The organism is Shewanella sp. MEBiC00475, from assembly GCF_005234075.1.
In the GTDB taxonomy this organism is placed as follows: Bacteria; Pseudomonadota; Gammaproteobacteria; order Enterobacterales; family Shewanellaceae; genus Shewanella; species Shewanella polaris.
The window spans coordinates 1030107-1042584 of sequence record NZ_CP039928.1 but is presented as its reverse complement, the minus strand read 5'-3'; the positions used below and the strand labels follow the sequence as shown (position 1 = coordinate 1042584).

The following is a 12478-nucleotide window of genomic DNA, read 5'->3' as shown; positions in this document are numbered from 1 at the left end:
CCTTAAAATGAGTGCTGTAAAGTCAGGGTGGCGTTAACCGGTAGTTCAGGATAAACCAAGGTAGAACCGAAATAACCGCCTTCAAATACCGGGCGCCAGTTCTCTTGATTCGTAACGTTATTGACGTCCAGCCTTAAACTTGTTTGCTCAGTAAAATCATAGCGAGTGTTAATGTTAAGCGTGTACTGATCGCGAATATACACAGTCGCTAAATAGTCCAATGGGTAACTCTTGGTATATAGACCGGAGAAACCAGCTTTCCATTTCTCAGTAATGGACATTCCGCCATTAATTGTGAACGTTTGTTCAGGAAGGCCTTGTACACGGCGGTCCGACGGTGCAAATGAAGCGAAGTTTGGTGCGCCAATACCTGTGCCTTGAATAATATCTGGGCGTGAGTTATCAAACGTATCGGCAACTTGTACTGTATCTTGACTACTGGCGGAGTCATCATAACGCGCGTCTAAATAACTGTAGCCCGCGCTTAACCAAAATGGATCTGCATCATAAAAGGCTTGGGCTTCAAAACCTTTAGTGCGAATGCCGGTATTGCTGCCATCGCGGTTACGCAAGCTACGCTTTTGATCAAACACTGCCGCATCAACATACCAAGCACTGTCCGTGGGTGAATATTTAATGCCTACTTCAGTTAAGGTGTTTTCGGTGGCAAAGTTTTGGCTACTAATTTGGTTGTTGGCGCCTAACGTGGTACCGCCAGCCATGCTGTTTGAGGTTGACTCGTTATAACTGGCGCTGGCATAGGTGGTGATAAAATCGCTGAGTTGATAACTAACACTGATTTGCCCTGATTCAAGCATTTCACTGATCGAATCGCTGGCTGCGATTTGCCCTTGCGGGGCAATCGGATCGTGCGCATCTACATTATAAAAATCGGCACGATAACCAATGCTGGTCGACAATTTATCTGTCCATTGGCTGTTATGTTGAATGGCTAAACCCGTTTGCCAACTGGTTGAGTCTGTGGTGTCAGACAATGAAAAATCGCCGCTGCCATCGCTATTGGTATCGTACTGGGCACCGGGTGACACAAACACACCTGGACGAAGTTCAACTAGCCTTGCTTGCTGCTCAGCAGTAAGCGGAATACGGCGGTTTTCAATGGGACCAGTCAAGTCGATAGGTAAGTCCGCTTCGGTGGTAAATTGACTGTAACCTAACACTTTGTTGTAGCGGATATCGACCGCAGTAATAGTGCTTTGGCTATCGTTCCACTGATAGGCTAATTCAACTCTGTTTTGGGCGGTATCTGCGCCATCAATAATTTCAACAAAACTATTTTTAGCGATTTCTTCACGTTCTAAATGTTGATAATAAGTTATGTTTTTAAAGGTCGCTTTATCACTTAACTCACGAACATAAGTACTGTGAAGTAAAAAGGTTTGGGCGTTATTGATATTGTCGGGGTCGGTTAATACTTGGCTGCGATCTATCTCAACTAACCCAGTAGGGGATACGATGGCATTGGCTCCAGCTATAGTGCTGCCATTAGGCTGTACACCTTGACCTGTAACGTATAAACCGTTGTCGATTAATGCTTGAGTCGGGCGGTTAATCCCCGCGTTGTCAGTAAACTCAACATCGTAATATTCGACATTAATGTCCCAAGTGCTGGCATCGTCAGGAAAAAATCTAAATGCGACAAAGATACTGTCGCTTTTAAAACCTGAGTAATCGTAGTAGCTGCCATTATCGATGTGTTCTGCACTTAACCGCACACCGCTTTGGTTGGCTACTATGTCGGTGCCAATATCTATTTGAGCACGGTAATGATCCCAACTGCCACCCGATAACGTGAGTTTAGAGAATTGGTCATCAGTTGGTGCGACTTTAGAGTGTAAGTTAACAAATCCACCGTTGCGTTGACTGGTGCCTAATAGTACTGGCGGCGCACCTTTTACCACATCAATTTGTTCGACTGGGTTAAACGACATAGGTACACCAAAACCATTGTTACCCGCTTGACGACGCACACCGTCTTGATATAGCTCGCCTAATTGCCCCCGAATAGTGGGTAGGCTTGATGCGCCAAAGCCGCTAGCTGAATAACTGTTTGGGCTGACTTTTTGAATGTCAGACAAGTCTATGATATTAAGCTCTTCAATCATTTCACTGGTGATAGGCGTCACTGAGCGAGCAATATCTTTTAATGCTATTCCGTCACCAAATGGACCATCAACAGTGCTGTTTTTAGGTGACATGCCTTTATCGTTAATCGCTTTGCCTGACACTTGAATGACCTCGATAGAAGAGGTGTCTTCGGCTGCAGTAGCCATCGATGAAGCCATTGATGAATACAGGGCTAGGCTAATGGCTAGCGCAGTAAGTGAACGGTTAGGGTGACGATAAAGAAGCATAATTTTTTCTACTGTAATGAACTTAGTGTAAAAGACCCAATGATTAACGAGTTTATTACAACGATGTTATGCCAAATGTTGTTTATCTAGAACTAAATGGCATAAGTGTTTGTGCAACATAATCTTGGCTTACTCGGTCAATTAACGGCTGATTAACTTTTTTAGTTAAAATCAGTTTAGCCTATTAGAAGCTCAGCAGAATGAGTTTATTTATATTTTTTAAGGAATTATGATGCAAACAACACTTACTAGCGATGTTCAACGCAAATTGCAATGGTCGTTATTGTCTTTACGCTTAGGTGTATTTTTAGTGATGCTAGTGTGGACATTGGATAAGTTCGTTAACCCTGGCCATAGTATGAGAATATTCGAGAATTTTTATGGAATTGGCGGTGTGAGTGAAGTCGCAGCCTATATTATGGGTGGATTACAGTTGTTATTGGTGTTTGCCTTCGTACTTGGGATTAAAAAACGCATCACTTATGGCGTGATTTTCTTAATGCACGGAGCTTCGACGTTGTCGGCATTTAATCAATATTTTGATGCATTTAATAACTTATTGTTTTTTGCGGCATGGCCAATGTGGGCAGCGTGTTTTGCATTGTATCTATTACGAGATCAAGACACTAAGTTTACTGTGAAGTAAACTTTAAACAGATATTTAATACATGCTCTAATATAAAAAGACTGGCTAAATGTATTTAGCCGGTCTTTTTATTGAAGCAATGCTTATTGGAACATTGTTTTATCGATGTAATGCCGAATCAAGCCTTAAAGGTTAATTAAGCTACACCTAGCAGCGTGTATTATTTAGCATCACGATTACGAATAACCAAAAAGCTAAATAACACTACAATCACCATTTGAGTGATTAATCCTTGCCACGTTGAGGCAATGCCTAACCAGCTAATCGACACATCAATCGGGAAAGGTGTCAGGCTAATTACAGCTGCTTCTTGTAGCGCTGAAATACCTTTACCTGCCAGAATAAACGCTAAAATAAGTATGAAGTAAGAGCTCACAGCAAAGAAGCGTGCCAACGGCAATTTAACCGAATAGCGTACCATTAACCACGCAATAACAGCTAAAATGGCTATGCCAGAAAACAAACCATAAACCAAGTAACTTACCTGTTCATTACTGCTGGCGGATCCAATGGCTTGTGTCAATAACGACTGATAGAACAAGATGGTTTCAAACACTTCGCGATATACCGAAATAAATGCCAGCCCAGTGAGTCCCCATAAGGTGCCAGTATTTAAATGACGATCGACATTGTTTTTAATGTAACTTTGCCATTTCGAGCCTTGGGTTTTACTGTGCATCCAATAGCCGACATAAAACAATACTAATGCCGCTAATAGTGCGGCCCCACCTTCCATTAACTCCCTAGATGCTCCACTAATACTAATAAGGTTATCTGCCGCCCACCAGGTTAATACACCAGCGGCGAGTGCTGATATCCAACCAAAATGAACAAATTTAATTGCATCCTGACGTTCGGTTTTAATTAACACTGTCATTAAAGCAATGATTACTAACAGTGCTTCTAATCCTTCGCGTAGCAGGATGATTAATGCAGCCGAAAACATGGCATTATTCGATAATGATTGCCCCGTTAGTAGTGTGTCGGCTTGGTTTAGTTGAGCCAATATGCTGGTCAACTGTTGATTTACCTGGCCATCCTGTCCTGCTGTTTTTAGGATGTTTCTAAAATTAAGCAGCTGGCTTTCGATTGATTTACGCAAACCACTATCGTGGGCATCTAAGTTGTTTTCAATTAATTCAAAACCATCGAGGTAGGCGCTTACCACTAAGGTTTGTGCTTGTGCAAACTCATTAGCTTGATAGGCTTTGACTGCTGCCTGTAAGTTAGTACGGGCTACCGAAATAGGCGAATCAGCATGCTGAAACAGTAGCTCAGGTTGTGAGCGTAGTAATGATAATTTGGCTTTATCAATTCCAACATTCTGCTGAATTAATTGGGTTGGATTGCTATTGACCCATTGTTGTAATTCAATATTAGTATCGTCTTCGATGTGTTTTGTTGTTGCAGCTGTTGGCTCAAAAGCTAAACTACCTACATAGAAAGCCAATGACCAACGCTGTTGATCATTTAATTCACTAAAAGTACGCATGGCACTGCCATCTAAACCATCTGAAATCGCATCATAAAGTCCCAATAGTGAACGGTTTAAGGCTCTCTCTTGGTCAGTAAAATTAGTCGGTTCAGGTGATAATGATTTAGCTAATGGCCCATTGCCTTGGCCTGAATCACCATGACAGGTCGAACAATTTTCTATAAACAGTTGCTTTACATGCTTTTTAGCCAGTAATTGTGATGGCAGTATTAAGGCGGGAGATTGACTTAATAGCTGTTCACGAATTTTTTGGCTAAAGCCTTGAATTACATTCAGTGATGCTTTATCTGCAATGGCTTGTTGTAATTGCAATGCATCTGCCATTAACGAATTTGGCTTATCGTTAGCGAGGAGGTTGGTTTTCTCTATGATGATGCCAGCGAATTGCTGCATTTCAGCAAATTCATCAGGATTCGATATGCTGCCTGCGGTAACGGCTTCTGAGTAATCCACACCAATATATTCAGCTAATTGGAGAATTTGTCGTGTTTGTTTGAGTTGCTCTTGCGATGTCTCTGGTGACGCGACTGTCGGGCTCTGTGCCCATAAAGAAGTTGAAAATACTGAGGTGATGACAATTAATAGGAATCTATTGAAGACCGAAGATGTGAGCTGTTGTCGCCATAACGTGAAGCTGCTTAAGAAAGTATTCAAGGTATTGCCTTAATAGAAATGAAGGAATTATTCTTTAAACTAAACAAATAAATGATAATGGTTATCATTCTACTTTCTTGCGTAAGGCTAATCAATCACTCTGAAGGCTTGTTAGATAATGCTATCAGTATCATAAACGGTTTAAGGTGCGATACCTGGCCATGTAGAATTTTTATGTAGTGTGCTAAAGTCGATATTTTATTTCTATAACAGTGAGTTATATTTATTTTTGGTGCTAAAGTAATGAGGTTTGTGTCATATTGATATATAATAGTCAGTATTAATTATCGCTGTTTGGTATAAGTAATCTGAACTCGAGATAACAAACGTCTCTCAAACAGCCCTTAGTACTGTTATCAGCGTTGTATGGAATTACAGTAGGTTCGCTATTGATGTGCTAATACGTGTTGTTAATAAAATACATGTTAAATTTACAATTACAGTTCGAAATGAGCTGGCTGCTAACGATTTTTCCATCGATTATTCAGGGTGAGGATAGATAGGATTAACACTACGCTAGTTACTCTCAAACCAAATCTGATATGTTAATATTATTGAGTGTTATTGGAGTTGATAGATTGATAGAAAAGAGGTCCATTATGATGAGTAACACGATGGCAAATAAACAATGACAACGCCAGCAAGTGCTTCGTTGTATGCTGACCTTCGCCTAATTGACATTGGTATGGAATTATTTGTTGAAATCAATTTTGCCAATGGTAAAACAGTTCAGTCACGTTCGAGTTTGATTGGTTATCAAGTTGGACGATTTATCTTGATTGAGTATCCCAATAAAGGTTTTTCTGAGGCATATCAACATATGCTAGCGAACGCTGAAATTGTGGTAAGGGCGATGACGAATAGTGGTTTTAAAGACATTATCGCCTTTAAATCGACCATATTTTCTGTAGTTAATCAACCGATTAGAATGCTGTGCCTTAGTGTGCCTAAAACCATCATCAAGAAAAAGATCAGAGAGCAGTTGCGGGTTAATATTGAGCAAGAAGTGTTTATTATGCACAATGACAATAAAATCAGTGCAAAAATGCTCGATTTTTCTTCTACTGGCTGTTTACTGACGGTAGATGGCAAAACGGCGAGTATAGAACAAGGTGAAGAAATACATGTTGCTATCTCGATTAACACTGATCTTTCTGGGATCTTAACGGGTAGCACGGTTAATGTTCAAAGCATTGATGGTGTATTGAATATTGGGGTGAAATTTTCAGATGAGCACCCACAATTAAAAGATAATATTTTCAGCTACTTTTTAGTGAGTTCAACCAAAAAATAGTAACTCAAGGTGAATTCTATTTGTGGACTATCATTGGCAATCATCGTTCATAAAAAGATACAAAAAGCGCATCCGAAGATGCGCTAATTCACAAGTAAAACTGTTTTGATACAACTGTTAATCAAGCGTACCGATTAATCAAAGTAGTTCAAAATGCCTAACGCTGCGTCTCGACCTTCTGCTATTGCAGTCACAACTAGGTCAGATCCTCGCACCATGTCACCACCGGCAAACACTTTTGGATTAGTGGTTTGGAAAGGGTTGTCAGCAGCTTTATTAGCCTTAACTAATCCCCATTCATTGGTTTCGATGCCAAAATCACTAAACCAAGCAGCAGGGCTAGCTTGGAAACCAAAGGCTATAATTAGCGCATCGGTTGCTAATACTTGCTCACTACCAGGAATGATTTCGGCACGTTGACGTCCACTGGCATCAGCTTCTCCCATTTGGGTTTCAACGCATTCAATACCGACCACTTGGCCATTTTCAGATTTAATCGCTACAGGTTGACGATTAAATAAGAAATTAACGCCTTCTTCTTTGGCATTTTGTACTTCACGACGCGAACCTGGCATGTTGGCTTCATCACGACGATAAGCACATGTCACGCTTTTAGCACCTTGACGTACCGCAGTGCGTAAACAATCCATCGCGGTATCTCCGCCGCCTAATACCACCACATCTTTACCTTCAAGGCTTAAATACGGTGTTGCATCGTCATGAGTGCCCATAATGTGATGAGTATTACCAATAAGATACGGCAACGCTTGAATAACGCCTTGAGCTTCTTCATTGGGTAGTTTTGCTTTCATGGCAGTGTAAGTGCCCATGCCAAGGAATACCGAATCATATTCATCTAACAGGCTCTGAAAACTAATATCTTTACCGACAGTGACACCCATTTTAAATTGAATGCCCATACCTTCAAGCACTGAGCGTCGGGTGGCCATGACCTCTTTATCCAGCTTAAATGAAGGAATACCATATGTAAGCAAACCACCAATCTGAGGATATTTATCAAACACGACTGCTTGAACGCCATTGCGAGCCAGAATATCAGCACAACCAAGACCCGCAGGTCCCGCGCCAATAATGGCTACACGTTCTTTACGCGGCGTCACTTGAGTCATGTTTGGGCGCCAACCTTGCGAAATAGCTGTGTCGGTAATGTATTTTTCAACATTACCAATGGTAACAGCACCAAAATCGTCGTTTAAGGTACAAGCGCCTTCGCATAAACGATCTTGTGGACACACTCGACCACAAATTTCTGGCAGAGTATTGGTTTCGTGTACCAAGTCTGCGGCTTCCATAATGCGGCCCTGCTCAGCCAACTTTAACCAGTTTGGAATATAGTTATGCAGTGGGCATTTCCATTCGCAATACGGGTTTCCACAGTCAAGGCAGCGGTCGGCTTGCTCTTTGACTTCAGGTTGTGTAAACAGCTGATAAATTTCAATAAATTGTGTGGCACGTTTTTTTGCTTTAAGTTTTATAGGGTCTACTCGACCGACTTCGATAAACTGAAAGTCATTGCTCATAATGATTACCCTGCCTTTACAACTAATTCCGGACTCTTCTGCTCAATTTTAAGCAGGTCAGCAACGGCAATATTCTTTGGTTTAATTAATACAAAACAATCCAACCAGTTTTCAAAATCACTTAAAATCATGTGGGCATGTTCACTGCCAGTTTCAGCATGATGCGTTTCAATTAATTCTTTTAAGTGTTGTTGGTGGATTTTTGATTCTACTTTATGAGTATCAACCATTTCGGTATTAACTCGACGATTAAAGCGACCAAATTGGTCAAACACATAAGCAAATCCGCCTGTCATGCCTGCACCGAAGTTGACTCCTGTTTTACCTAGGATTACCACGATACCGCTTGTCATGTATTCACAGCAATTATCGCCACTGCCTTCTACAACCGCGATGGCACCAGAGTTACGCACGGCGAAACGCTCGCCAGCTTGACCCGCTGCAAACAACTTGCCGCCAGTTGCACCGTATAAACAGGTGTTACCCATAATGGCACTGCGTTCACTTTGGAACGGGCTGCCAATAGGTGGGTGAATAACGATTTTACCGCCAGACATGCCTTTACCTACATAGTCATTGGCATCACCACATAGCTTAAGCTCAAGGCCCGGGCTGTTCCACACGCCAAAACTCTGACCTGCACTACCACTAAAGCCAAGGGTTAACGGCTGTTTTGCACCAGTCACACCCACTGTTGTGGCAATAAAACCTGACAATGTCGCGCCAACCGAACGATCGGTATTATTGATGTGATATTGATAGGAAAACGGTTCACCTGTTTCAACTGCTTCACGACAATCAGCTAATAGGGTTTGGTTTAACTGACCAACATCAGAGGGTGGATTAGTTTCTTTCCAAGTTAGTGACGAGTTTGGCTGAACTTTAGGTTGGTATAAAATTGGCGCTAAATCTAAACCACGTTGCTTGTCAGTTTTACCCTCAATAGCATATAGCCAATCACTTCGTCCGACTAAATCTTCAAACTGAGTTACGCCTAAGGCTGCCATCCATTCACGCACTTCTTGAGCAACAAACTCAAAGTAAGTCATTACTCGTTCAGGTAAGCCATGATAATGATTGTCACGTAAATTTTTGTCTTGGGTTGCGATACCAGTAGCACAGTTGTTTAGGTGGCAAATACGTAAGTATTTACATCCTAATGCAATCATTGGCACAGTACCAAAACCAAAACTTTCGGCGCCAAGCAGTGCTGCTTTAATGACATCAGTACCGGTTTTTAAGCCACCGTCCACTTGCAGACGAATTTTATGACGTAAGCCATTTTCTACTAGCGACTGATGCACTTCTGCTAAGCCAAGTTCCCATGGAGAACCTGCGTATTTTACTGAGGTTATCGGGCTAGCACCGGTGCCACCATCGTAACCAGAAATAGTGATCATATCGGCATAAGCTTTAGCCACACCCGTTGCAATGGTGCCGACTCCGGGTTCGGATACCAGTTTGACTGATACTAATGCTTTTGGATTGATTTGTTTTAAATCAAAAATAAGCTGAGCTAAATCTTCAATTGAATAAATATCATGGTGCGGTGGTGGTGAAATTAACGTAACACCAGGACGAGAATGGCGTAAACCGGCAATCTCAACACTGACTTTATGACCAGGTAATTGACCACCTTCGCCTGGTTTAGCACCTTGAGCCACTTTAATTTGTAGTACATCGGCGTTAACTAAATAGTGTGCTGTTACACCAAATCGGCCGGATGCAATTTGTTTAATAGCAGAATTACGCTCGCTATTGAAACGATTGGCATCTTCACCGCCTTCACCAGAGTTTGAGCGACCACCAAGACGATTCATTGCAACCGCTAAGGCTTCATGTGCTTCAGGGCTTAATGCGCCAATACTCATGGCTGCGCTGTCAAAGCGAGAGTAGAGCTTTTCAGCGGCTTCGACTGTGTCTAACTCAACTGCATCAAGATGACCTTTGACGCCAATTAAATCGCGTAACGTGGCCACTGGGCGATCATCTACTAAGTGAGTAAACTTTTTATACTCAACGTAGTTTTTATCTTTGAGTGATGCTTGAAGTGTGTTGACTACATCTGGATTAAAGGCGTGATATTCACCACCTTCAACATATTTCAATAATCCACCTTGAGGTAAGGGTAAATGAGCGCGATACGCAGCAGTATGAAGTGTTTTCTGATCTTCAGCGATATGCGTAAAGCTGGCGCCTTCAATACGACTTATCACGCCCTTAAAGCATAATTCAATCACATCACTGGCTAATCCTACCGCTTCAAATTGTTGGCTACAACGGTATGAACCGACAGTACTAATACCCATTTTTGACATGATTTTACGTAGACCTTTTTCAATGCCATAACGGAAGTTAAGCAATAATGAAGTCACATCTTCAACATGATGCAGTTTTGCCATCGCAGAAATAGATTCATAGGCAAGGTAAGGGTAGATAGCTGTCGCACCAAATCCGATTAACACCGCAAAATGATGGGGATCGCGTGCCGATGCAGTTTCAACAATAATGTTGGTGTCGCAGCGTAAGCTTTTATCCACTAAACGAGTTTGTACTGAGCCTACCGCCATCGCTGCGGGGATAACTTGAGCATTCTTCGCTACGGCTCGGTCTGACAATACTAACAATGTCGTGCCACTTCGCGCTAAGCGTTCCGCTTCATCGGTAATACGACGGATAGCCTGCTCTAAAGTTTCGTTGGCATCATAGTTTAAATCTACTGTGTTGGCGCGATAGTTAGTACTATCTAATCCTAGTAATTGGTTAAAATCACTGAATAATAAAATTGGCGAATTAAACATTACACGATAAGCGTTACCTGTGGTTTCGCTAAACAGATTTTGTTCGCGACCGACACAAGTGGCCAATGACATTACGTGTTTTTCACGTAATGGGTCAATTGGCGGGTTGGTCACCTGAGCAAATTTTTGACGGAAGTAGTCATACAATGAACGGGACTTTTTCGACAATACCGCCATAGGCGTGTCATCACCCATTGAACCGATAGCTTCTTCACCTTTGCTGGCCAGCACCCAAATAACTTGCTCTAACTCTTCTCGAGTAAACCCAAATTGTTTTTGATATTGCAGCAGTGTTTTGCTATCAAAGCCACTTGAACCCAGTTTAGCGGGGGCCATTTGCTCTGCAGGGATTAAGGTTTGGCTGTTTTTAGCCATCCATTCTTTATAAGGATGACGACGCTTTAAGTCGTTATCAATTTCAAATGAATGATACAAACGACCGTTTAGGGTGTCTAAGACTAATAGTTCGCCTGGGCCAACACGACCTTTTTCAATCACTTCATCGGCGGCGTAATCCCAAATACCAACCTCAGACGCTAAGGTGAGGATACGATCCTTGGTTATAACGTAACGAGAAGGGCGTAGGCCGTTGCGATCAACCGCACAGGCAGCGTGGCGACCATTAGTCATTACAATGCCAGCAGGGCCGTCCCACGGCTCCATGTGCATGGAGTTAAAGTCATAGAAGGCTTTTAACTCATCATCCATTTCTGGATTTGATTGCCAAGCTGGTGGAATAAGCAAACGCATCGCGCGATATAAATCCATTCCGCCAGATAACAGCATTTCGAGCATATTATCTAAAGAAGAGGAGTCTGAACCTGTTTCATTAACAAAAGGTGCCGCTTGTTGTAAATCCGGTAACAAAGGCGAATTAAACTTATAGGCACGCGCTCTTGCCCATTGACGGTTACCCGTTATGGTATTGATTTCACCGTTATGAGCGAGATAACGAAACGGTTGTGCTAATGGCCATTTTGGCGATGTGTTAGTTGAAAAGCGCTGATGAAATAAACAAATGGCACTTTTTAAACGTATGTCTGCTAAGTCGGTATAAAATGACGGCAGATCTGCTGGCATCATTAAGCCTTTATAGACAATGACTTGACCAGAAAGGCTGGCTACGTAAAAATCCTTGTCATCCGTTATTTGTTGCTCAAGACGTCGACGTGCCATATATAGGCGACGTTCAAGATCTTTTTCACGCCATCCCACTGGCGCGTTGATCAATACTTGATAAATTTGTGGCAAACTTTTTCGGCCAACCTCACCCAATACATCAGGATTAATTGGCACTTTACGCCAGCCAGCAACACTCAGTGTTTCTCGTTGTAGTTCTTTTTCTAAAATAAACTTCGCTTCATCTGCGCGTTGTTCATCTTGACTGAGAAACAGCATACCAACAGCAAATTTTCGGCTTAAATGCCAATCATTCTCTGCGGCAATAGCTTCAAAAAAATCTGTAGGCATTTGCATTAATAGACCACAGCCATCACCTGTGCGTCCGTCAGCTGCAATACCACCACGATGCTTCATTCGATCGAGACCATGAATCGCGGTACGCACGATGCGGTGACTAGCGTCACCATCCATTTGTGCAATTAAACCAAACCCGCAATTGTCACGCTCAAAACTGGGATGATACAAGCTCATACAAAAAACCCCCTAAACC

The 12478-nt window shown here is 42.1% G+C and carries 6 protein-coding genes; 2 read left to right on the top strand and 4 right to left on the bottom strand.

The features are described 5' to 3' along the window. Positions 1-2 precede the first annotated feature (2 nt). Positions 3-2306, bottom strand: coding sequence for a TonB-dependent siderophore receptor (locus tag FCN25_RS04495; RefSeq protein ID WP_254693761.1), 2304 nt, complete (start codon positions 2304-2306; stop codon positions 3-5). A gap of 301 nt (positions 2307-2607) precedes the next feature. On the opposite strand from FCN25_RS04495, the gene FCN25_RS04490 reads away from it, so the two are divergent. Beyond that, positions 2608-3021, top strand: coding sequence for a hypothetical protein (locus FCN25_RS04490; protein ID WP_137227323.1), 414 nt, complete (start codon positions 2608-2610; stop codon positions 3019-3021). A gap of 160 nt (positions 3022-3181) precedes the next feature. Here the strand turns inward: FCN25_RS04490 and FCN25_RS04485 are convergent, their stop codons facing one another. After that, positions 3182-5089, bottom strand: coding sequence for a cytochrome c/FTR1 family iron permease (locus tag FCN25_RS04485; RefSeq protein WP_254693760.1), 1908 nt, complete (start codon positions 5087-5089; stop codon positions 3182-3184). Between the two features lie 709 nt (positions 5090-5798). On the opposite strand from FCN25_RS04485, the gene FCN25_RS04480 reads away from it, so the two are divergent. After that, complete coding sequence (locus tag FCN25_RS04480) at positions 5799-6464, top strand: flagellar brake protein (protein ID WP_137222363.1); 666 nt, start codon at positions 5799-5801, stop codon at positions 6462-6464. Positions 6465-6598: 134 nt separating this feature from the next. Here the strand turns inward: FCN25_RS04480 and FCN25_RS04475 are convergent, their stop codons facing one another. Together FCN25_RS04475 and gltB are read right to left on the bottom strand one after the other, a co-directional pair. Then, positions 6599-8005, bottom strand: a complete 1407-nt coding sequence (locus FCN25_RS04475; RefSeq protein WP_137222361.1) for an FAD-dependent oxidoreductase — start codon at positions 8003-8005, stop codon at positions 6599-6601. A 5-nt stretch (positions 8006-8010) separates the two neighbouring features. Next, complete coding sequence (gene gltB / locus FCN25_RS04470) at positions 8011-12459, bottom strand: glutamate synthase large subunit (RefSeq protein WP_137222359.1); 4449 nt, start codon at positions 12457-12459, stop codon at positions 8011-8013. Positions 12460-12478 lie beyond the last annotated feature (19 nt).

What these genes read in the sequence shown, in the direction of transcription:
- FCN25_RS04495 (WP_254693761.1), bottom strand. Translation starts at nt 2,306, where the DNA reads ATGGCTTCATCGATGGCTACTGCAGCCGAAGACACCTCTTCTATCGAG.
- FCN25_RS04490 (WP_137227323.1), top strand. Translation starts at nt 2,608, where the DNA reads ATGCAAACAACACTTACTAGCGATGTTCAACGCAAATTGCAATGGTCG.
- FCN25_RS04480 (WP_137222363.1), top strand. Translation starts at nt 5,799, where the DNA reads ATGACAACGCCAGCAAGTGCTTCGTTGTATGCTGACCTTCGCCTAATT.
- FCN25_RS04475 (WP_137222361.1), bottom strand. Translation starts at nt 8,005, where the DNA reads ATGAGCAATGACTTTCAGTTTATCGAAGTCGGTCGAGTAGACCCTATA.
- gltB (WP_137222359.1), bottom strand. Translation starts at nt 12,459, where the DNA reads ATGAGCTTGTATCATCCCAGTTTTGAGCGTGACAATTGCGGGTTTGGT.